Raw genomic sequence first — 23,814 nt, forward strand, 5'->3', positions numbered from 1 at the left:
ATACCCACCGCTACGTGATTGCGAAGAACGACGCAGTCTCTACACCGCTTAGCCTCAGTAACTGTCGCGCAGAGATTGCTTTGTAATGACGTTGCGAAAAACAATGACGCAACGCGCATTGTTTTTTCGCGTCGCATTATGTTTTCTGCTTTTTCTTCTTAGCAGCCGGAAATAACACGTTATTTAAAATTAACCTGTAACCAGGCGAATTTGGATGTAAATTCAGATCAGTAGGCGGATCGCTTACCGCATGTTGGTAATCTTCAGGATCATGGCCACCATAAAATGTCCATTGACCTTTACCGTATTCACCATGGATATAACGCACCTCGTTAGCGGTCTTAGTTTCGGCCATAATGGTCACACCTGGCTTAATAATATTTTTATTAAAGGCTGTAGTTAAACCCATAAAGCCTTTAATTACCTTGTCATGATTTTGGGTGAGCATGCTGGGCACAACGTCCCATTTAGCCGAAAAATCAAACAGCGTAAAAAAGTCTTCGGTACGGTTAACCAGGCGCGTGTTGGTTACGTCAATATTACTAAAACTGTGCGAGAACGGGTTCATATCCAGGGTAAAATTCTGAAAGGCAAAGGTTTGGGTAAAATCAAGCTTGCTTTGGGCTGCAGGGTCTGCGCCGTCGCCGTCAAACATCGCTTCGCAGATATCGGTATTTGAGGCTGCTAACGCGACGTCAAATGTTTCGGTCCCCGAGCACATAGCAAACAGAAAACCGCCGCCGGCCGTAAAGTCGCGGATGTGCTGCGCCACGGCCAGTTTCATTTTTGACACCTTTTTAAAACCGAGCCTGGTGGCCATATCTTCCTGAGCTTTTTTATCGTCAATATACCATTGCGCATTCCCGTAGCCTGCATAAAACTTACTGTATTGGCCGGTAAAATCTTCGTGATGCATATGCAGCCAGTCGTATTTTGGCAGGTCGCCGCGCAGCACTTCTTCGTCGTACACTAAATCAAAAGGTATCTCGGCATACTTTAACACCAGCGTTACGGCGTCGTCCCAGGGTAGTTTATTTTTTGGCGAATACACCGCGATCTTTGGCGCTTTCTGCAATTTTACCAAATCCATATTTACCGACGGATCATTTACCTGCGCTAAAATCTCGCTCACTTTGGCATCAGCAACAACCTCATAACTTACACCGCGAATCTTGCACTCGTCCTCCAGCTTTTTATCGTATTGCGTCATGAAACTGCCGCCACGATAATTGAGCAACCAGTCCACCTCATCTCCATTCTTTAAAACCCAAAAGGCAATGCCGTAGGCTTTCAAATGGTTTTTCTGCGCTTCATCCATCGGCATTAAAATAGAAGCCGCTCTTGATATTAACGTGAAAAAGCAGAAAGCTAAAAGCAGAAAGCTAAAAGGTAAAAGGCGAAAGCTAAAAGATGTTTTTATGGCTTGTTTCATTGCTATATCAAATGTAACGAATAAATGCACAAGGTGTTATTTGGCATCATGATTATTATAAAACCAAAAACTTTAACTTTCGGCTTGCGCCAAATCAGTATCACCTCATTCTGCAAAACCAGCCACCTATCACTAACCTCTAATCACTCACACCAACCTTTAACCTTTTAGCTTTCAGCTTTCGCCTTAAAAACATTACCTTTGCCAACCATTAAAAACAGAGAAATGAGTAAAGCGATTATAAAAACAGAAAAAGGCGACATGACCGTTGAATTTTACGATCAGGATGCCCCTAATACGGTAGCCAATTTTAAAAAATTGGCAAAGGAAGGATTTTACAACGGGCTTACTTTCCATCGTGTTATCCCGAACTTTGTGGTACAGGGTGGCTGCCCGTTTTCTAAAGATCCGTCTACTGCTTATAAAGCCGGCAGCGGTGGCCCGGGCTACAACATTGATTGCGAGTTAACCGGCGAATTGCAATATCATGATCGCGGTGTGTTATCAATGGCTCATGCCGGCCGTAACACCGGTGGTTCGCAGTTTTTTATATGCCACAGCCGTACCAACACTGCTCACCTTGACCGCAATCACACCTGCTTTGGTAAGGTTGTTGAAAATGTTGACGTGGTTGACGACATTCGCCAGGGCGATAAAATTTTATCAATTGAAGTAACCGAAGAATAATATTTAGAGATTAGTGGTTAGAGGTCAGAGCAATTAGTAATTGCTAATCAGACTGTAACTAATCACCAATCTCTGATCACTAATCACTATTTACACTATGAACTTAAGCGCAATTGTATCAGTATCAGGTAAACCTGGATTATGGAAAGCGTTGGTGCAAAACAAAACAGGTTTTGTATTAGAGAGCCTTGACGCGCAAAAAACCAAACTGGTTGTTAATCTGTCGACTGCGAAATTAGCCGCCTTAGAAGAGATCACCATTTTTGGCGATGACGACGATATTAAATTAACCGAGGTATTAGAGCGTATGAAAACCGCTGGCAACGTACCTGATGCTAAAGCGGATGGCACTGCACTGCGCAAGTTTTTCAGAGAAGTAGCGCCCGGCCACGATGAGGAAAAGGTTTATGCTTCGGATATGAAGAAGATCGTCAACTGGTTTAACATTTTGAAAGAACTGCCGCTGTTTAACGAAGAACCGACAGCAGCCCCCGAAGCTGCAGAAGGCGAAAAACCGGCTGCAAGCCCTGCAAAAGTTGCTGTTACCGAAAAACCAAAACCGGCTCCTAAAAAAGCTGCTGCACCAAAAGCACAGGCACCAAAAGTCAGCGCTCCGAAAAATCCGTCTAAGAAAGGATAATGATTTGATATGCAAGTGTGCGGATGTACAAATGCATTGAATGAAAACAAAAGGCTCGCGACGCGAGCCTTTTGTTTTATATTATTTTCATATGAGGTGTCACGCTAAGGCACTACGACGGGTGCGCGTATGGATGCAAGGCTTTATCGGCCTTTGCCCTTATGCTTCCAGAGCCTCAGCATGCCCCCCTTTGTACATCGAAACATCATCTGCACATTTGCACATCAGATCCATCTGCCCTAACAATCCTGTTCATCGCATTTTTCATTGGCAAACTCCGGCTCAAAAGTGCTGTGATTTATGTCCAGGTGCTGCAGGCGATGACGCAGATCAGCCTTAATCCCGTCAAACAAATGAAGATCTGCCGGTGCGATGACTAAATGGGCTGTAAGCGCATTTTCAGTAGTGCTGAGCGCCCAGACATGCATGTGATGAATGTCGACAACTCCAGGGGTTTTTAGCAGTTCGCCCTTGATCTTTTTCAGGTTCATTTCTTTTGGGACACCATCCATTTCAAGACGAAGGCTGTCTTTCAGCAAGCTCCAGGTGCCGCGCAGAATGACGATACCGATGATCATACTTACCACACTGTCTATCCAATATAGTTTGGTAAAGTAAATAATCACGCCGGCTATTACAACACCTAAAGAAACCACAGCATCCATTGCCATGTGCAGATAAGCACCTTTGACATTCAGGTCCTTGTCTTTATGCTGCACAAAAAGCCAGGCAGTAAAAGCATTGATAATGATACCCACCAATGATACCCAGGCGACAGTGTCGCCTTCAATAACCTGCGGGTGCATAAATCGTATAATTGCTTCATAAACAATAATACCGATAGACGCTACCAATATTACCGCGTTGAAAAAAGAGACAAGGATAGTCGACCGTTTATAGCCATAAGTATAATTGGCATTGGAGCCTACTTTGCTAAGCTTGAAGGCCAGTAAAGCCAATGCAAGGCTAACTACATCACTCAGGTTATGACCGGCGTCTGTAAGCAACGACAACGAGCCGGTGATCAACCCTGCGACAACCTCAATAACTACAAATACAGAATTCAATATAATGCCCCAGATAAAGGCAGCATTTAAATGATCAAGTTTGGGTGGTTCGTGGTGATGACCAAAACCATGGTCGTGATCGTGGGTGTGTGAATGGTCGTGACCTGACATGATACAAAGTTAGCTAAAAAACCTTGTCATCTGAGCATAGCGAAGAACTGCTCTCTTGAACGAAGTGAAAAATCTGCCCGCCGGGCTAATGAATAGCTTACATATTCTTCACTACAATAAGATTTCTTATTCGTGATGATAAGGCTCGCCTTTCAAAATAGTGAATGCCCTGTACAACTGCTCTACAAAAAACAGGCGGATCATCTGGTGCGAGAAAGTCATCCGCGATAGCGAAAGCTTATCATTGGCACGCTCATAAACCGACTGGTCAAAACCGTAAGGACCACCAACCACAAACACCAGGGTGGATGTCGAGCCGACCGCTTTTTTATCAATATAAGCGGCAAATTGTTTGGAGGTTAGCTCCATCCCCTTTTCATCCAGCAGGATAACATGATCAAGCGGCATGATTTTTTTGAGAATCAACTCGGCTTCTCTTGTTTTTTGCTGCTGCTCTGTAAGTGCTTTGGTATTTTTTAGCTCTGGCAGGTCAATCAGCTCAAGCCTGGTATAGTGCTTGAGGCGCTTTACATATTTTTCTATGCCATCTTTCAGATAAGCGTCCTCTGTTTTGCCTACGGTTAAGAAAGTTATCTTCATCGCCTATCCTAAATCCTCTCCGAAGGAGGGGGCCTTTAATGCTATTGCCCCGCTTCATTAGAGAGAGCTGGGCGAGGTGTAAAACTATGGTTATTTAAATATAAGTCGTTATTTTGACCCAACATTTTTTTGAGAAACATGCAACGTGATATTATAGGCTATTACCAGCAAAACGCGCAAGCGGCACAACAAGAAGCGGATAAATTTAAAGGACTGTCAAACACATATGCTATGACGCGTCTGGCCGTCTTTGTTGCACTGGGCTTTTTTATTTTACTGGGGGCCGTATATAATAACCCGCTTATTATAGGCATTACTGTACCCTTGTTACTGCTGATATTTGCAAGGCTGGTGCAGAAACAAAGCGGTTATGATAAACAGCACAAGTACTACAGCCACTTAAAACAGATCAACGATAACGAAATAACCAGCTTACAAACCCGCGGCAATCTTTACAGCAATGGCGCGGGTTTCAGCAATGAAAAACATTTTTATACATCTGACCTGGACATTTTTGGCAATATGTCCCTATTCCAATTGATGAACCGGTCGGCCACCGCATCTGGCTTGGTTAAACTGGCGCAATGGTTAAGTGCACCGGCCAAAAAGCCGGTCATACTGGACCGCCAGGCCGCCGCGCAGGAAATAGCTGACAAAAACCAATGGAAGCTGGAATTTCAAACCCTGTTGTTATTTGCCGTTAAAACAGATGCAAACTCGCTAACAGGCTTATTTGCCTTCCTGCACGCGCCCTTAAATATGCCGGGCGAGGCCGCCTTGAGTAAATATATTAAGGTAGCGCCATATCTGTTGTTGATTGCGGTAATTGGCTCATTTTTTTGGCCGATAGCAACGGTTATTGCCATATTACTGGCTGTAACAAACATGTCTATAGTGAGCTTAAAAGGAGGTTATATCGCCAAATCGTCTGCCATTGCCGATAAGATCAGCAAAATATTAAGTGGCTACGCCTCGGTTTTTGACAAGATTGAAAAAGAAGACTGGAGATCGGCCTATAACAGCAATCTCGCGCAAAGGATCAAACAAAACCAAACTTCAAAAAACATTGCGGGGTTGGCCAGACTCATTGAGAAAATGAGTTATAACCTCAACATAGTGGTAAGCATTGTACTAAACCTGTTCTTTCTGTGGGCACTTAAACAAAGCATAGCTATTGAGCAATGGAAACGCAACAATCATGAAAGTCTGGAAGACGCGTTTGAAGTCATCGCCGAGTTTGAAGCTATCGCCAGTATTGGTGGCCTGCGTTTTAATTACCCGGATTGGAGCATCCCGCAGATCGAAGATAGTGGGGCTTACACGCTTGTAGCTCAAAACATCGCTCACCCCCTTATCAACAGTACTAACCGGATTACCAATGATTATGAGCTGTCGGACACCTTTAAGATCGATATCATCACGGGCTCAAATATGGCGGGCAAGAGTACCTTTTTACGCACTATTGGCATTAATACCGTATTGGCGCTATGCGGCGCACCCGTTTGTGCGGAGCGTATGCGTTTGTCTATCATGACCATGGTAAGTTATATGCGTATTAAGGACTCGCTGAACGAAAGCACCTCCACCTTTAAAGCCGAGCTTGACAGACTGCAAATGCTGCTGGCCGCGGTAGAAACTGAATACAAGGTTTTCTTTTTGATTGATGAAATGCTGCGCGGCACCAACTCGGTAGACAAATACCTGGGATCAAAAGCAGTGATTGAGCAGCTTATCAGTAAAAAAGCAGTAGGTATGGTAGCTACGCATGACTTGCAAATTGCTCAACTGGAAGATAAATACCCAGATTACGTGCGCAATTTTTACTTCGATATACAGGTTATCGACGGCGAAATGTTATTCGACTACAAGATAAAGCATGGCGAGTGCAAAACCTTCAATGCTTCGTTGTTACTGAAGCGGATAGGTATTAATATCCAAACAGAGTAAACAAAAAGCGCGGGGGTTTAAACCCCCGCGCTTTTATATTGATAATTGTTAAATCTTATCGGCCACCGCCGCCTGCACCTGCAGCGCCGCCGCCCATGCCGCCGCTATCATCTTGTTTAAGGTCGTCGTTGTTAATGCCTTTCTTTTTCTCCATCGGGTTAGGTGCTTTAAAGTTCATCTTACCAAAGTTGTAGCTAAACGTTAAGCCAAATGAGCGGAAGGGATATTGAAACTTACTAACCTGAGTAAAGCCTTTGCTGCTAATGTTTGAATTGAAATCTTTATAAGTACTGAATGGCTGAATAACGTTAACACCTAAAGAGTATTTTTTCTTGTCAAACTGCTTTTTAAAACCCATGCCGAAAATACTGAATGCCGGGTTAGTACCCTGTATAGTACGTCGCGAAGAACTACCAAACGCAAACGACTCAACAATAAAGTCTTTCGGCAAGGTTAATGTACCGCGCATAAAACCACCATATTGCACATAAGTGCCGTTTTGCGATCGCTGCAGGTTAAATGCACCTGATGGATCAGGCTTATAAGTATAAGCGTTAATACTACCTTGAAGGGTCAATATTTTAAATGGTGTGATAGATCCGAAGAAACTACCGCCAAATGAGTTATTGTTACCAATGTTCTGGAAGGTTGTTAGCGTACCGCCTTGTGGCACGCCGTTCACTGTAATTGCGATCGGTGTAGCAATACCCTCAATTAAGCCGCTGGTATGTTTATAATAAGCAGACAGGTTGATCACAGACGCGCCAATAAAGGTGTTATATCCCAGCTCAATGGTTTGCGATACCTCCGGGCTCAGTTTGGGGTTACCTACCCTTTGGGCAGATATATTGGTGCTGTCAACATATGGATTCAGGTATTGCAAGCTTGGGCGGGTGATACGTTTGCTGTAACCCAATTTCAATGTCTGTGTGGCCGTAAGCTTTTTCTGGAAAGTTAAGCTTGGCACCAGGGTATTGTAATCCTGCGTAAAAGGCACATTTTTTGGCGACACGCTGTTAGGGTTACCGTCGATGGTAGTATACTCGTCTCTTATGCCAGCTAAAATACTGTAGTTTTTTGGCAGATTGATAGTAAGTACCGAATAAGCCGCGCCTACATTTTGGTTGTAACCGTAAGTACTTGATGCCAGGTCATTGAAAACAAAATCATTGCCCAACGGCGAATAAACATCATTACTAGTACTGATTCTTCTGACGATATATTTAGCACCCGACTCTAATTTATAGGTGGTATTAAACGGCATTATATAGTCGGCCTGCAGCGTATACTCGTTATTGGTACCATCGATCTTGTTTTTCTGATTGGTATTTACAGCCGAGTAAATGTTCGTATATTCGGTATTACCAATACTATGGCTCCACTGTGTCGAAAAATCAAGCTCCTCGCCTTCTTTCTTAAATTTATGCACATAATCTACGTTCCAGTCAAAGCCGCTGGCCGGTATAGCATGTGACACCTGGTTTGTGTTAAACGAATTGGTACCGGTAGTAACGGTATTCGTATTCGTGTTAAACCCAACCTGAGTAAGGCGCACGCTCGAATTTAAGCTATTATAAGCGTTAAACTCATAGCCGGCGGATACCGAACCCATAATAGCATGACGTGAAAGGCGACTGGTACCTCTCCTTTCTTCGATGGAGTGAAAGGAGCCGGTATCAATTTGAGTTAACTGGTAAGTGTTTGACGTTTGCGGCCATGAAGCATTGCCGCCTATATTCATGGTTAGGTTAAACCTGTTTTTGTTGTAATTGAGGTTAAAGTTTCCATTATTTTGGCGGGTACCCATACCACCGCTTATGCCGCCGCTTATGCCCGATATATTTTTTTGTTTGGTGATGATATTAATGATACCGGCAGATCCTTCTGCATCATATTTGGCCGATGGCGAGGTGATCACCTCAACACTTTTGATCTGATCGGCCGGAATGCCTTTTAAAACATCCGCCAAACTTGCCGAGGTAGCGCCCGACGGACGGCCATTGATCAATACACGTACATTGGCATCGCCGCGTAAGGACACGTTACCGTTAATATCGACATTTACCAATGGTACTTTTTGCAGAATATCTGTAGCGCTGCCACCTGCCGCAGTAACATCTTTCTCGGCGTTATAAACAAGCTTGTCAATACGGTTTTCAACCAGGGCGGCGGTACCTGTAACCGTTACCTCATTTAAAGCTTTGGTACTTTGTGCTATAGCAATAGTACCTATATTATTATCAGGTTTTGACGGCGTGGTTTCAACATCTTTAATCACTTTGGTTGGATAACCCACAAAGCTAATTTCCAGGCGATATTTGCCCGGATGAACGTTGTCTAAGTGAAAGTTTCCTTTATCGTCGCTCAATATACCGGTTACGGGAGATTTACCGGTAGTCCGGAATAAAGTTATAGTACCGTACTCAAGCGTTTTTTTTGTAACTGAGTCGACAACTGTTCCGGATATTTTGCCCACAATAGACGAGCCGCCTCCGCCAACACCAAACTGTGCCTTTGCGGTGACAACCGAGCAAATTATTGAAATAAGTAGAATAATGCGTTTCATTTGTAGATTTTTTGAAATTAGGCGCAAAACTACTGCAAATGTTACAACGCAACAGCAATTTATTACTATTTTAAATAATTATGTTGGAGATGTTACAAAATGAGATGATGTTTGCAGAAAACATGTTCAGCTTTAAACATTTTCGCCAATGCGAAGGGAAATACAAATCCCCTATATATCGGAGGTCGCAAGTACGAAGCCGGACCAAAAGAAAAAGAATTATCAATCCCCACCAACCTTAGGTTAATCTGTTAATCGTTGCTTAAATCAAGTGATAGTGATCCACGCGCGAATGTGTATCACTTGGATCACCACAAAATCACACTAACTTAAAATGAGCATATTATCAATTAGGATTATGAAATTTGGATCAGTTTGGATCAATTTTTATGACTTTTAAGTCATTTTTGGATCACTGATTTCGCTGACCCGTCCTAAAAAAAGTTTACACTATTTTTTGTTAATACTGGATTGAATTTACACTTTAAAATTTAGTACTGAAATAGGTGACCGGTCCTAAAAGTTTATACTATTTTTTGGCAATATCGAACACCGAATCACCCTTCATTATTTGATATTGGACATTTCGGTATTCGAGATTAATAAATGATATTTTGCTACACCACCATATTAACTATACGGCCCTTAACCACAATAACCTTTTTAGGCTGCTTGCCATCAAGGTAGCGCTGCACGTCGGCGTTAGCCAAAACAAAAGCCTCGATATCCTTGGGTTCAAGGCTTAGCGATATGTTCAGGTTCATTTTTGTTTTACCGTTGATGGATATCGGGTAAGCAAACTCGTCCTCAACCAAAAAAGCGGGATTGAACTTTGGATAGGGGGCATAGGACAAGGTGCCTGCCTCATTACCCAATAAAACCCATAGCTCTTCGCAAATATGCGGTGCGTATGATGATAATACGATCACCAGGTCCTGCAATACCTTACGGCTGTTGCATTTCAGATCGGTTAACTCATTAATAGCTATCATGAAGCTTGAAACCGAAGTGTTGAACGAGAAACGCTCAATATCTTCCTCAACCTTGCGAATGATCTTATGCAGCGATTTCAATTCGGCTTTGCCCGGTTCAGCATCGGACACCTTAAACTCCCACGCATCGTTATGGAACAAGCGCCAGAACTTACGCAGGAACTTAAATACGCCTTCGATTCCATTGGTATTCCATGGCTTGCTCTGCTCCAGCGGACCAAGGAACATCTCATACATACGTAAAGTATCCGCACCGTAACGGGCAATCAAATCGTCCGGATTTACCACGTTGTATTTAGATTTCGACATCTTCTCAATCTCAACACCACAGATGTATTTGCCATTTTCCAGGATAAATTCAGCGTCTTTATATTCATCACGCCATTGTTTAAACCTGCTGATATTCAATACATCATTCTCCACAATATTTACGTCTACGTGCAATGGTGATGTTTTATATTGATTAATCAGGCCATGTGATACAAAAGTATTAGTACCCCGCCCTTCTTCGTCCACCAATCTATACACAAAGTTCGAACGCCCCTGGATCATCCCCTGGTTGATCAGCTTTTTAAACGGCTCTTCTTCAACCACCAAACTCAGATCTTTCATAAACTTGTTCCAGAAACGGCTGTACAGCAAGTGGCCGGTGGCATGTTCGCTACCACCGATATACAGATCGACGTCTTTCCAATAATCAATGGCTTCTTTTGATGCAAAGGCGTTTTGGTTTTGCGCGTCCATATAGCGGTACCAGTACCAGCTTGAGCCGGCCCAGCCGGGCATGGTGCTTAATTCGTATTCTCCTTCGGGATGCTTCCAGCCTTCGGCGCGGCCCAACGGTGGCTCCCCGGTTTCGGTTGGTAAGTATTTATCAATTTCGGGTAACAGCAAAGGCAAATCACTTTCGCTGATAAGATGCGGCAAACCTTCTTTGAAATAAACCGGAACCGGCTCGCCCCAATAGCGCTGGCGTCCAAAAATAGCATCGCGCATCCTGAAGTTCACTTTGGCTTTACCCAGGCCAAGCTCTTCTAATTTAGCAACAATTGCCGCAGTGGCTTCTTGGTAGCCCAGTCCGTTTATAAAGTGCGAGTTAATATATTTACCTTCCTTAGTGGGGTCGGCTTCATCAACAATGTTTTGGGTATCCAGTATGGGGGTAATCGGCAAATTAAAATGTTTGGCAAACAAAAAGTCACGCTGATCGCCGCTCGGTACGGCCATTACTGCACCGGTACCATATCCGGCCAAAACATAATCTGCGATATAAATAGGCACACGCTCATTATTCAGCGGGTTTATCACATAGCTGCCGGTAAACGCCCCTGAGACGGTCTTGGCATCGGCCATACGGTCAAGCTCAGATTTCTTTTTGGTTTGAGCAATGTAAGCGTCGATCTCCGCTTTTTGCCCGGGAGCGGTTAATTGCACAACTAACTCGTGCTCGGGTGCTATTACTAAGAAAGTCACACCAAAAATAGTATCAACGCGTGTTGTAAACACTTCAATAAAATCTTGACTGTTGATTCTTGACTCTTGAACCTCTAAAGGAAACTTCACACTTGCACCCGTGCTTTTACCAATCCAGTTGCGTTGCATTTCTTTTAGTGGCTCGGGCCAGTCAATGGTGTCCAGGCCCTGTAACAGGCGCTCCGCATAAGCCGTAATGCGCATGCTCCACTGCATCATTTTCTTTTGCTCGACAGGGTAACCGCCGCGCTCGCTGAAACCGTCTTTTACCTCGTCGTTGGCTAATACGGTCCCCAACGCCGGGCACCAGTTTACCGTGCTTTCGCGCAGGTAGGTTAATCGGTATTTTAATAATTCGTCTTGTTGTTCGTTATTAGTTTTGGATTTCCATTCTTCAGCCGAAAAAACCAGAATATCCTCATCGCAAACCGCATTTATACCAGCCGATCCATTTTGCTCAAAGCGTTTGACCAGTTTATCAATTGATTCTGCTTTATCTGCGTCTTTATTATACCAGCTGTTGAACAGCTGCATAAAAATCCACTGTGTCCATTTGTAATAATCGGGCGAACTGGTGCGCACTTCGCGGCTCCAGTCGAAAGAAAAGCCTATCTGATCCAGTTGCCGGCGGTAAGTAGCAATGTTAGCCTCGGTTGTTACCGCAGGGTGCTGTCCGGTTTGTATAGCATACTGCTCGGCCGGTAAACCAAACGAGTCATAACCCATAGGGTGCAATACATTAAAACCTTTAAGGCGTTTATAGCGCGCAAAGATATCTGAGGCAATATAGCCCAGCGGATGGCCAACATGCAAGCCCGCGCCTGATGGGTACGGAAACATATCAAGTACATAGTACTTGGGTTTGCTGCTTTTGTCCTGGGCTTTAAAAGTTTGGTTGTCGGCCCAAAACTGCTGCCACTTCTGCTCTATATCCTTAAATTGATAGTCCATTTCCTGAATTATTCGTAATGAAACGCGAAATTAAAAAAATCCCTATGATTTGAGCAGGTAATTATAAGTCTCTTCCTTAAACATCAATGTTTATGAGCCAACTTATAATACATACGTACTACCAGTGTTTTGAATTCAAAGCACTAACTTATAAGTCAGTATTATAATATTTTTTTGAGTTGATAAAAAAGTTAAAGTATATTCGTTCAACCTTATAAGTCAGCAACTATGAAAAATTTGTCACAATTATAATACGCCTTTCCATACCTTAAAACACTATGTTAATTTAACATCGAAGGCCAATGGCAGCCAGGCAGTTGCTTACATATCCTTGATGTTTTATCAAATACATTTTGCAAAAGCTATATCATACAGTTAACAACCATCACATTATACAAACCAAACAATAACAAAATGAAAAAAATTTTTACCACACTTTTAATCTTGACCGGAATTTATTCAGCATCGCACGCACAAAAGAAAGGGCAAACGGCCTTTGGTGCAAGTATAGGCTTAAACAGTTCCTACATCGTGTCGAATGCCGACTACTCAAGCGGTACCGGGGCTCTTGTTGAACCCAATTTTGCTTTTCATGCCGAATATTATGTTGCCGACCATTGGAGCATCAAAGCCGAGGCTATATATGATAAAAAGGGCTGGGGCAACGGTATTTATTCAGACGGCACCAAGCAGGTAATCAACGTTAACTTCAACATGAACTATTTAACCATACCTGTTTTAGCTACCTGGCATATCGGCGTTGAAAAACTTTGGTATGTAAACGTAGGCCCATACATCGGTATTTTAATGAACGCGAGTAATGACTACAATAATAACGATGAGAAAAGCCGTTTTACCAGCACAGATGCCGGCGTCAATGCAGGCCTGGGTATACAATTTCCGCTTTCATACAAACACGACAGGCTGAAATTCTTTGTTGAATATAACTGGCAATTCGGTACTGCAAACGTATTAGCAGATCAATCAAATGGTTCGGCCACTTTGATGAGACAAGCAGTGGGTGCAGGTATAAGATTCTAAACCTTAACATAAATGTAAACAAAAGAGCCACGGATAATTCTGTGGCTCTTTTTGTTTTAATCACTTAAAATATCCAGACAGTTTTTGGCCAGTACGGTCAACCGCTTACCAAGCGATTGCAAACCGGCCTCGTCATGAATATTAGTATAAAGCTTTTTAATAAGCGCTAAGGTTTCGTCGCTTGGGTCGCAAGCTTCGGCTTTTTCCAGGTGTGGCATGGCTTTTAATACAGCCGCCTTATAAAGCGAGGCAGTTTCGGTATCGCCGGTGCCCGACTCCAATCTGGCATACAACTCATCGGCGGGCCTTAAATACAAATAGCCCAGGGCGCGGTGTGCAACATAGTAGTTGGGCTGGGCAGCAACTACTTTTTCATAAAGCGGTATAGCCTCTGCCGATTGGCTGTCATCCTCATACAACTTAGCCAAACCATTAAAAAAACTTATCTGACTTTTAGCAGGCAGTTGGCCGGCATCGGATAGTATGTCCTCTCCTATTTTAAGTGCGTCAGCAGCTTTGCCTTCAAATCGTTTTAAATTAAAATCAAGGTATTTATTGTAAACGGCATCCGCCCTGGTCTGGGCCCGCGCAAAACCAGTAATAACAACAATTATAAATAATAAAAAAAATCTCCTTAGCATAAGTCAAATATAGGCAAACAACCCTACGGTATCTTTATTAATAACAATCTGTATTTAGAAAAATGTTAACTTTGTTTAAACTTATTTGTCACAATTATGAAAAAAATCTTAATCACATTTATCGCTGTTGTCGCGTGTTTACAATTTGCAAAAGCACAAAATTATTCTGCTACTGAATTCTCAGCAGGTGTAGGCTTCAATGGCTCATCCGTCTCTAATACAAACAACGATCATACCGATGCCAAACTTGGCTTCAATGCCGGCATAGCAATTGATCAATATTTTTCAAGAAGCTGGAGCCTGCATGTAGGTGCAAACTATCAGCAAAAAGGCTGGGCCAACGGTTTTATTACTTTTGACGACGGAAGCGAAATTGATAATGTTGATTACAAACTGAGCTATTTAACTGTACCGGTTTTAGCCAATTGGCATTTTGGCCGTACCAAAAATTGGTATCTAAACTTTGGTCCGTACGTAGGTTTCCTGCTTGGTGCTTCTGAAAGTTCAAACACGCTTATTAACACCAAAAGCTATTTTAACAATTCAGACGCCGGCCTGGCTATAGGCATAGGTGTTAAGTTACCTTTGTCTCAACAAACCCAACTGTTTATTGAATATGGCGAACAAGGCGGCATTTCTAACGTTTCCAAAAACTCAACCGAATCACTTCATAACAATACCAGCAGCTTTAATATCGGTATCTGTTTTTAGTAATATCGTTTAATATGATAAGCCTCGCTGTGAAAACGGTGAGGCTTTTTTATTGAAGGCGTTTTCTCAATTCTCTTCCTCACATCTCAATTCAAAATCCTATCTTTGCCCATGCAAGAAAAAATCCTCATTCTTGACTTCGGCTCACAGTTTACCCAATTGATAGCACGCCGGGTAAGAGAACTCAACATTTACTGCGAAATCCATCCGTTTAATAAAATTCCTGAAATCGACGGCTCCGTTAAAGGCGTGATCCTGTCTGGCAGCCCGTATTCAGTACGCCAGGAAGATGCGCTGCATGTCGATTTTATGCAATTTCACGGCAAGCTGCCTTTATTGGGCGTATGCTATGGCGCACAATACCTGGCACATTTTAATGGCGGCGAGGTACTGCCGTCAAGCACCCGCGAGTATGGCCGTGCTAACCTGCAATATATCAAGGATGGGAATCCACTGTTCAGAGGCGTGCCTTCAGGTTCGCAGGTCTGGATGTCGCATGGGGACACTATTGCTACCCTGGCCAGCAACTTTGAGATCATCGCCAGTACCGACAGCGTGCGTGTTGCCGCTTACCAGGTTACCGGTACTCAAACTTATGGCATACAATTTCATCCTGAAGTTACCCATAGTTTAGACGGCAAGCAATTGCTCGAAAACTTTTTGGTTGATATATGCGGCTGCTCACAAAACTGGACCGCCGACTCGTTCGTTGAAACTACCGTTGCAGAATTAAAAGAAAAACTGGGCGACGACAAAGTAGTGTTAGGTCTTTCGGGAGGTGTAGATTCATCGGTTGCAGCTGTATTGCTGCACCATGCCATCGGCAAAAATCTGTATTGTATTTTTGTTGATAACGGCCTGTTGCGTAAAGGCGAATACGAATCTGTATTAGACTCATATAAACATATGGGCCTTAACGTTCGCGGTATTGACGCCAAACAACGTTTTTATGATGCTTTGGCCGGCTTGTCAGATCCTGAGCAAAAACGTAAGGCCATAGGCCGCGTATTTATTGAGGTATTTGACGATGCTGCACATGAGGTACAGGATGTAAAATGGCTGGGACAAGGCACTATCTATCCTGACGTTATTGAGTCGCTATCAGTTAAAGGACCATCGGCTACCATTAAATCGCACCATAACGTAGGCGGCCTGCCCGACTTTATGAAGCTTAAAGTTGTTGAGCCGTTAAATACCCTGTTTAAAGACGAAGTTCGCCGTGTAGGTAAATCGTTGCATATTTCTGACAATATTTTGGGCCGCCACCCCTTCCCCGGCCCCGGTCTGGCTATCAGGATATTGGGTGAAGTTACTCCTGAAAAAGTCGCTATTTTACAGGAGGCTGACGCCATTTTTATCAACAATTTGCGCAGCGCCGGTGTTTATGATAAAGTATGGCAGGCCGGTACTATATTTTTACCGGTACAGTCGGTAGGTGTTATGGGCGATGAACGTACTTACGAGCACGTAGTGAGCCTGCGCGCGGTCGAGTCGGTTGACGGTATGACTGCAGATTGGTGCCATTTACCTTATGACTTACTGGCCAATATCTCGAACGAGATTATTAATAATGTAAAAGGAATAAACCGGGTAGTATATGATATCAGTTCGAAACCACCTGCCACCATCGAGTGGGAATAAGTGGTTAATATTTTTAGGGATAGCCTTGTTAGCGGCCGCCTGTTCACCAAAGGTGCGGCCGGTAGTGGCACCCCCTAAAACCGAAACTGAGAAACCTGTAAATAAACCCCAGCAGCCAAAACCCAAACCGGTAGCAGCAAGGCAATCAAGCATTGCGCTGCTGTTGCCGTTTGGGCTGGATCATTTAAACCCGGGGGCAAGTTATACTAACACAACCTTAAAACAGGCCAATATTGCGCTTGATTATTATCAGGGTTTTAAACTGGCACTCGACTCGCTCACTTCATTGGGTTACAACTATAAGTTGAGGGTTTTTGATACCCAGGGCATCAGTAACGAGTCTCGCAAGCTGGCTTTTAACCCCAATATCTGGGGCAGCGACCTGATTATAGGCCCTATTTTCCCGGATGATATGAAAGCTTTTGCGCAGGCATTAAGCGGCCCGCGCAAACCCATAGTTTCGCCATTATCGCCGGCTGCGCCGGCCACCATTGGCAATCAAAACCTGGTTACCATTATGCCTCCGCTGGCTCAACATGCTGCCACGGCTGCTAAATACATTCAGAACCGGCTACAGCCGCAAAAAGTATTTGTGTTAAAGTCTGGCTACTCTGAGGAGAATGATTACATTATACCGTTTAAAAATACTATTGACAGTGTGAGCGGGCACCGCATCAAGGTTATTCAGACCGTTGTTGTAAGGGGGCGTCTCGATGCTCTTTTACCGCAGCTCTCAGCAACCTCGCCAAACATTTTTATTATTCCATCTACTAACCAGTCTTTTATCACCATTACGATGCACTCGCTGGACACTTTAGCCAGTCGCTACCCGGTTGTACTGTTTGGCCACCCCAACTGGCAGAAATACAGTTTTTTACATAGTGATATTTTGCAACGGTTACGCACGCATATTACCTCTGCCGACTGCGTAGATTACAAGGCACGCGCGACGGCTAATTTCATCAGTCAATACCGCAAAACTTTTCATGCCGAAGCGAGCGGGTATGCTATTAAAGGATTTGATCAGGGCCTTTATTTTGGTAAGTTATTAGGCGAAAACAATGGCGACGTCAGAAACATGACCAAAGCTGATTTTTCAGGCATCCACAACGATTTTCATTTAGTGAAGAAACCGGGCGTAGGGTATGTCAATACGCATGTTAACGTAATGGACTATCGGTATTACGAACTAAGGAAGGTAGAATGAAAGCCATCAATCAGCTTAAAACATTTCAGCGCATTTTAGCCGGGTATCCGGCAGAGACGCCTTTAAGCAAATTCTTGCCCGGCTTTTATCGCCAGAATAAACAAATGGGCTCAAGCGACCGCAAGGTAGCCAACCGTTTGGTATATAATTATTTCAGACTGGGGAAAGCGCTGGCTAATCGGCCCGCCGACGAACGGTTGCTGGTTGCGGAGTTTTTATGCAATACGCAAACCAACTCCTTTCTGCACCACTTTAAACCCGATTGGGCTGCCTGCGTGGCCTTCGATATTGAAGAAAAGATCGACCTGATAAAAAAAACTTATGCTGATTTTAAGCTTGACGACGTTTTCCCCTGGGCAGACCGCATTTCGGGCGATATTGATAAGCAAGCTTTTCTGAAATCATTCTTTGTACAGCCTGATCTGTTTATCCATGTTCACAATGGTTATGACCACCTGGTTAAAGCCGAGCTAAACAAAGCGCAGATAGCTTTTAAAGACGAGGGTGATGGCTGCTTCTCGCTACCTAACGGCACCCGGCTTGAGGCTATCTTTCCTACCCAGCACTGGTTTGAGGTGCAGGACTATTCGTCACAGCAAACAGCCAAATATTTTAAGCCTGAGAAGTGGGATGCCTGGTGGGATGCCTGCGCGGCCAGTGGAGGTAAATCATTATTACTGCATGAGCAGGAGCCGGACATAAAGCTGGTAGTATCCGACATCCGCGAATCTATCCTGGCTAATCTGGATGAACGTTTCCGCTCCGCGGGATTATTGAAATACCAGCGCAAGCAACTGGATCTGACCCAAAACGTAGATCAGGAACTGCACGATTATGCTTTCGATGGTATTATCCTCGATGCCCCATGCAGCGGCTCAGGCACCTGGGGCCGTACACCCGAAATGATCTCGCAGTTTGAAACCCAAAAGATCGATTTCTTTCAGCGCCTGCAAAAAACCATAGCTGGCAACGTTATCAAATTCCTGAAACCCGGCAAGCCGCTTATTTATATTACCTGTTCTGTTTTTAAAGCCGAGAATGAAGAAGTGGTTGATTATTTAACCAAAGAGTGCAACTTGAAGCTTGAAAGTGTTAAGGTGCTAAAAGGCTATGGGCATAAGGCGGATAGTATGTTTGTAGCGAGGTTGAGCCCGGTTGCTTAGATTCAAGAATCAAAAGGCAAACTTCGGCCCAAAAAAAAAGGGAAGCATGCTGCCTGGAATAGACCTATTAGCATTATCGCGCAAAAAAACAATCCCACTACCTTATCAATGTCACGTAACCACTTTTCTCTAGTGACCGGCGTCCATTATCGACATAAGTGGCTGTCCAATAATAAACTCCTACCGGAACAGGCTTACCTTTGGATTTACCATCCCAGCCTACATGCGAATTGACGGAACTAAATACCAACACGCCATACCTATTGTATATCCTGAACTTAAAATTATCGGGCGTGTCGCCGGCTTCTAATTTGAATATGTCATTAATGCCATCGCCATTGGGCGTAAAAGTGTTTGGAAGAAACAGGTCATCGCAAGCTTCGGAAGTTATCGTTACCGTGTACAAATTTAGCAGGCAGCCATCGGGTTTAATAACAGTAAAGCTATATGTACCTCCGTATAATTTAAATTCATGCAAAAAAGGATAAACCTGTCCATCAAGCTTAATAGTGTATCCTGTAGCGTCGCCCGTTAAGTTAAATTTCACACTGCCGGTTGTTTCACAATTAGCCTTAGTGGCGTTGTAAGAGATAACCGGCGATAATGCCGCATAATCGGGTATAATAACATCCATCTGCGTTGTATCATCGGCCGAGGTTATCGTAACTTTATAGTTCCCCTTATCTAAACCATTAAAAATACCGGTTTGATTTGTCGTATCACCCAGTTTGTACGTATAAACTGCGGTAGCCTTTGTCTTTATTTGAACGCTTCCCTTAAATATTAAATTGCACTCCTGCTGTACGTCGGCTCCATCAAGTTGAATTGCACATTTGTGTAACAGCACATTTATCGTATCAATCTCGCATCCCGCTTTATTTAAAACTATAAACTGGTGGTTACCGGCTTTAAGGTTAGTGTAACTGTGGTTTACGCTGTAAATTGCGTTATTATATTTTATACTATACGATGTATCATTAGCAGCATCAGTGGTTAATGTAATTTGCCCCGGCGCCACACACAAATCATCAGAGGTTGTAATATTTATCGGCGGTTTTAACCTCATAAATCTGGGCACCGTGATCACCGTATCCTTCTCTTCTGCACTTGACCTCACTTTGATTTGGAAAGTGCCGGGGCTTAGCCCCGTAAATATGCCGGTGTTGTTAGTTACACCGTTAAGTTCGAAGGTATAATCTGGTAGTTTATTTTCGCATATTACTTCAATTGTTCCTTTCCCAGTATACGGGCAATCGGGATATTGGCGTATGCTATCGATCTGGATTTTAAGAAACTCACCATCCTCGACAGCGCTGGCACCGTCAACAACATCTACATCAATCTCAATTGGTTGGCTCACCACTTTATAATTATCCAGGTCAATTTCAACAGCAGTCACGCCCACAAGCGCATATACTTTATTTTTTGAACCACTATATGCTGCCGATACCAGTCCAGATGCATTCCGTGCCTCTGGTATAACTATACGGCTTTGAGAAGGATCGGCTAAATTTACCTTAACAATGCCGCCATATGAAGCCATATAGAGTTCATCTTTATAAAACAGCAGATCTCCGCCACTATAAGGCATCGTACCGATCTTGATCTGGCTTTTGGCCGCAAGATCTATTTTATAAAGGTTGTAGCCATTTGCAACATATAGTATACCATTCTGATCAACAGTAAGCGCCTCTCCCCCGACATAGCCTTTACCCAAATTTTCACAATTTGTTAACTCATTGCCAACTATGGTGGCCCTGATAAGTCCGTTGAAATCAAAATAATAAAAATAGTTTTTGTAAATGGCTATACTGTAGACTGTACGGAACTCACTCAGGCAAGGATTTGTGATGATCTGTTGGGTATAGGTTGAGTTTTTAAGCGTAAGTCTACTTATTACACCGACGGGATTAACCACGTAAAAGCTCTGTGCAAAAAGATGCGAACTGAAAAAAACACCCATAACTATGGCCGTATATTTAAACAGTCGTAATAAGCGCCGTAATGATACTAACTTACAAAGTTGAGGCATTTAGGTTGCAGGTTTAAATAAGCATGCAGCATTAAAATTAATGAAATTTAATACTGTATTATAATTAGCTGGCCGATTTTACCGATATAGATATAGTCACAGACAAACAGTGTAACCAACCCATCAACAAGGACAAAGGTAAACCCTCAAGTTTGTGATATCTAAAAGCCTTGAGCAATCGGGGCCTTTTTTACATTTAATTTCGCGCGTCATTGCGAGGAACGAAGCAATCTCTACACAGGTTATCAATAGCAAATTGTAACCGGCAAGCAGAGATTGCCAGGCTTCGCTTGTAATGACGGGGCAAAAATCAGCTGATCCAAAAATGACTTAAAAGTCATAAAAAGTGATCCAAAGTGATCCACTTTTCGAAAACAAAAAATACAATATATTAATAATCAATAAGTTAATTTTACATACTAATCCAAATGATCCAAATTGATACACATTCGCGCGTGGATCACTCGCCGTTGCTGGCGACAAACTCAACAACGGTCATACTATTTTCAACACATTGGTACCTTTCAGATGAGAACCTTGTTTCATTCTGTTTCACATTCACGCAAAACAATACTCGTCATGCCTCCCCTTGTGAGGTCCGGGGGGTTACAAGTGCGTATTACTTCTGAACAGCTTAATCGCTATCGCTAATAAAATAACCCCGAACGCTTTACGTAATATTTCAATACCCGTTTTGCCAAACAACTTCTCTAACCATTGCACGTTTTTTAGCACCAGGTAGACAAACAGCGTGTTAATGACAATGCCCACCAGGATATCCTGCGTCTGGTATTGCGACTTGAGGGATAACAGCGTGGTCATGGTGCCCGCCCCGGCTATAAGCGGGAAAGCCAGCGGCACAATGGATACGGTATTAGATAGCTCGTCGCTGCTTTTAAACAAGTGTATGCCCAGTATCATTTCCATGGCGATAAAGAAGATGACCAGCGAACCGGCAATGGCAAATGACGCTATATCCAGGCCGATGAGCTCGAGCAGCTTATCGCCCACAAACAAAAACACCACCATCAGCACCAGCACCACCACACTCGCCTTTTCCGACTGGATATGCCCCGCGCGCTGGCGCAGCTGAATGATAACCGGTATAGCGCCCAAAATATCAATAATAGCAAATAGGATCATGGTTACCGACACGATCTCTCTTAAATTGAATGGAAGCATGGCTTATGAGTTAGGTGTTATACAAAGCTATAAAACTAATATCAACAAAAAAGGTTCCGGCGCAACTGCCGGAACCCTTTACTTTATAAATTGATGATAATTACTCAACAAATTTAGGGTTCGGCGGGTCGTTGGCTTTAGTGGGCTTACCGTGGCGCACATGTGAATGCTTGATACTATAACCGAAATAAATACAGATACCTATAGCCATCCAAATAAATAAACGCAGCCAGTTCTCCAGGCCCTCGCTCCCCATCATACACAGACAGATCGCAGCACCTAAAGGACAAACCAACAAATAAGCCGGAGTTTTAAACGGACGGGTAATTCCCGGATCGGTTCTCCGCAGAATGAAGATACCGATACATACCAACACGAAGGCGAACAGTGTACCGATACTCACCATATCGCCCACAATACTGTCGGGAATAAAGCCGGCAAATAAAGATACCATCACAAAGAAAAACCACTGTGATTTATAAGGCGTGCGGAACTTGGCGTGCAATTTTGAGAATATAGGCCATATCAAACCGTCAGTACTCATGGTGTAGAACACCCGGGTTTGGCCCAACAGCATCACCAGGATAACTGACGAAAAGCCGGCCAGAATAGCTACGGTAACAAATTTAGACAACCAGCCGTAAGCCGCAGGCATGTGGGTTTGAATGGCATAAGTTACTGACGACTCTTTACCCTGTACCAGGAACTCTTTATACGGCGCCAAGCCTGTTAACACATGCGAGAACAGGACATACAGAATAGTACAAAACACCAGTGAGATCAGGATACCTTTTGGCATGTCTTTCTGCGGGTTCTTAGCTTCCTGAGCTGCAGTTGATACAGCATCGAAACCAATGAATGCAAAGAACACTACGCTTGCCCCGCGTAACACGCCCAGCCACCCATGATTAAAGGTATCAGCATAATTTACCGAGCCTGTATTGGTTTTAACAATACCTGCGTTTTCAGGGATCAGGTATGGCGTATGGTTTGCAGGGTTGATAAACCCCCAACCGCAACCAATGATCATTAATACAATAGCAACTTTAATAATAACGATGACATTGTTTACCGCTGCCGACTCGGCTGTACCCTTTATCAACAGCAAGGTAAGCATTAACAGGATAAATATGGCAGGCAGGTTAATTAGCCCATGAGTGCCTAACTCTGGCGCATACATACCGGTGGTGGTAGTTGATACCTCAAACGGCGAATGTGATAGCGCAAACGGAATGTGTACGTTGAAAAACGTGTCTAAAAAGGTATTGAAGTATTGCGACCAACCTATAGCTACAGTTGCAGCACCCAATGCATATTCAAGCACCAAATCCCAACCGATTATCCAAGCTATAAACTCGCCCATGGTGGCGTAAGAGTAAGTATAAGCAGATCCGGCAATGGGTATCATACTGGCAAACTCAGCATAGCACAAGCCTGCAAGCGCACAGCCTGCCGCTGCAATTAAAAATGAGATGGTAACGGCCGGACCGGCATGCTCGCCTGCCGCAGCAGCTGTACGCACAAAAATACCCGCGCCAATAATAGCGCCGATACCTAAGGCAATCAATGAGCCAACGCCTAGCGTACGCTTTAATGTCGCCTCACCTTCTTTTGAGGCGGCTAACAACTGCGCCAAAGGTTTTCTAATAAATAGCTTCATGTTTAGTTAAAAGTCAGTTAATGTTATTCCCAAACATAATTAATTTTTATGAGAAAAAACGTCGCCGGAA

General features: G+C 43.5%; 17 protein-coding genes. 8 read left to right on the forward strand and 9 right to left on the reverse strand.

Going from position 1 to position 23,814, the window contains the following annotated elements; translation table 11 throughout:
• Positions 1-136: 136 nt before the first annotated feature.
• On the reverse strand, positions 137-1,432 hold the full coding sequence (locus tag ABD772_RS04140) for an asparagine synthetase B (RefSeq protein ID WP_425562813.1): 1,296 nt from the start codon (positions 1,430-1,432) through the stop codon (positions 137-139).
• 225 nt (positions 1,433-1,657) lie between these two features.
• On the opposite strand from ABD772_RS04140, the gene ABD772_RS04145 reads away from it, so the two are divergent.
• Together ABD772_RS04145 and ABD772_RS04150 are read left to right on the forward strand one after the other, a co-directional pair.
• A complete protein-coding gene (locus tag ABD772_RS04145; RefSeq protein WP_345101176.1) occupies positions 1,658-2,119 on the forward strand; it encodes a peptidylprolyl isomerase in 462 nt (153 codons plus the stop codon).
• Positions 2,120-2,216: 97 nt separating this feature from the next.
• Positions 2,217-2,759 carry a DUF5606 family protein gene (locus tag ABD772_RS04150; protein ID WP_345101177.1) on the forward strand — a complete coding sequence of 181 codons (543 nt, stop codon included), beginning with the start codon at positions 2,217-2,219 and terminating at the stop codon, positions 2,757-2,759.
• Between the two features lie 239 nt (positions 2,760-2,998).
• On the opposite strand, the gene ABD772_RS04155 is transcribed toward ABD772_RS04150, so the two are convergent.
• Positions 2,999-3,937, reverse strand: a complete 939-nt coding sequence (locus tag ABD772_RS04155) for a cation diffusion facilitator family transporter (RefSeq protein WP_345101178.1) — start codon at positions 3,935-3,937, stop codon at positions 2,999-3,001.
• Between the two features lie 126 nt (positions 3,938-4,063).
• Positions 4,064-4,537, reverse strand: coding sequence for a 23S rRNA (pseudouridine(1915)-N(3))-methyltransferase RlmH (gene rlmH / locus ABD772_RS04160; protein ID WP_345101179.1), 474 nt, complete (start codon positions 4,535-4,537; stop codon positions 4,064-4,066).
• Positions 4,538-4,675: 138 nt separating this feature from the next.
• Here rlmH and ABD772_RS04165 point away from each other — a divergent pair, with 138 nt between their 5' ends.
• Positions 4,676-6,484 (forward strand): MutS-related protein, encoded by a 1,809-nt coding sequence (locus tag ABD772_RS04165; RefSeq protein WP_345101180.1) that lies wholly within the window; start codon positions 4,676-4,678, stop codon positions 6,482-6,484.
• Positions 6,485-6,539: 55 nt separating this feature from the next.
• On the opposite strand, the gene ABD772_RS04170 is transcribed toward ABD772_RS04165, so the two are convergent.
• Both ABD772_RS04170 and leuS read right to left on the reverse strand, forming a co-directional pair.
• A complete protein-coding gene (locus ABD772_RS04170; RefSeq protein WP_345101181.1) occupies positions 6,540-9,050 on the reverse strand; it encodes a TonB-dependent receptor in 2,511 nt (836 codons plus the stop codon).
• Positions 9,051-9,667: 617 nt separating this feature from the next.
• Positions 9,668-12,466, reverse strand: a complete 2,799-nt coding sequence (gene leuS, locus ABD772_RS04175) for a leucine--tRNA ligase (RefSeq protein WP_345101182.1) — start codon at positions 12,464-12,466, stop codon at positions 9,668-9,670.
• Positions 12,467-12,880: 414 nt separating this feature from the next.
• Here leuS and ABD772_RS04180 point away from each other — a divergent pair, with 414 nt between their 5' ends.
• Entirely contained in the window at positions 12,881-13,507 is a 627-nt protein-coding gene (locus tag ABD772_RS04180; protein WP_345101183.1) for a porin family protein, read from the forward strand.
• 56 nt (positions 13,508-13,563) lie between these two features.
• Here ABD772_RS04180 and ABD772_RS04185 read toward each other — a convergent pair whose 3' ends face one another.
• On the reverse strand, positions 13,564-14,148 hold the full coding sequence (locus ABD772_RS04185; RefSeq protein WP_345101184.1) for a hypothetical protein: 585 nt from the start codon (positions 14,146-14,148) through the stop codon (positions 13,564-13,566).
• A gap of 96 nt (positions 14,149-14,244) precedes the next feature.
• On the opposite strand from ABD772_RS04185, the gene ABD772_RS04190 reads away from it, so the two are divergent.
• From ABD772_RS04190 to ABD772_RS04205, 4 genes are all read left to right on the forward strand, one after another.
• A complete protein-coding gene (locus ABD772_RS04190; protein WP_345101185.1) occupies positions 14,245-14,859 on the forward strand; it encodes a porin family protein in 615 nt (204 codons plus the stop codon).
• A 111-nt stretch (positions 14,860-14,970) separates the two neighbouring features.
• Entirely contained in the window at positions 14,971-16,500 is a 1,530-nt protein-coding gene (gene guaA, locus ABD772_RS04195; RefSeq protein ID WP_345101186.1) for a glutamine-hydrolyzing GMP synthase, read from the forward strand.
• The gene (locus ABD772_RS04200; RefSeq protein WP_345101187.1) at positions 16,457-17,707 is read left to right on the forward strand and encodes an ABC transporter substrate-binding protein; all 1,251 of its coding nucleotides are present in this window, start codon (positions 16,457-16,459) and stop codon (positions 17,705-17,707) included. The genes guaA and ABD772_RS04200 overlap by 44 nt, the downstream gene beginning before the upstream one ends.
• Positions 17,704-18,870 carry an RsmB/NOP family class I SAM-dependent RNA methyltransferase gene (locus ABD772_RS04205; RefSeq protein WP_345101188.1) on the forward strand — a complete coding sequence of 389 codons (1,167 nt, stop codon included), beginning with the start codon at positions 17,704-17,706 and terminating at the stop codon, positions 18,868-18,870. The genes ABD772_RS04200 and ABD772_RS04205 overlap by 4 nt, the downstream gene beginning before the upstream one ends.
• Positions 18,871-18,967: 97 nt before the next feature.
• On the opposite strand, the gene ABD772_RS04210 is transcribed toward ABD772_RS04205, so the two are convergent.
• From ABD772_RS04210 to ABD772_RS04220, 3 genes are all read right to left on the reverse strand, one after another.
• Positions 18,968-20,833 carry a T9SS type B sorting domain-containing protein gene (locus tag ABD772_RS04210; RefSeq protein ID WP_345101189.1) on the reverse strand — a complete coding sequence of 622 codons (1,866 nt, stop codon included), beginning with the start codon at positions 20,831-20,833 and terminating at the stop codon, positions 18,968-18,970.
• A gap of 675 nt (positions 20,834-21,508) precedes the next feature.
• Positions 21,509-22,084, reverse strand: a complete 576-nt coding sequence (locus ABD772_RS04215; protein ID WP_345101190.1) for a MarC family protein — start codon at positions 22,082-22,084, stop codon at positions 21,509-21,511.
• Between the two features lie 100 nt (positions 22,085-22,184).
• Positions 22,185-23,744, reverse strand: coding sequence for an amino acid permease (locus ABD772_RS04220; RefSeq protein ID WP_345101191.1), 1,560 nt, complete (start codon positions 23,742-23,744; stop codon positions 22,185-22,187).
• Positions 23,745-23,814 lie beyond the last annotated feature (70 nt).

The organism is Mucilaginibacter panaciglaebae (genome assembly GCF_039539265.1).
In the GTDB taxonomy this organism is placed as follows: Bacteria; Bacteroidota; Bacteroidia; order Sphingobacteriales; family Sphingobacteriaceae; genus Mucilaginibacter; species Mucilaginibacter panaciglaebae.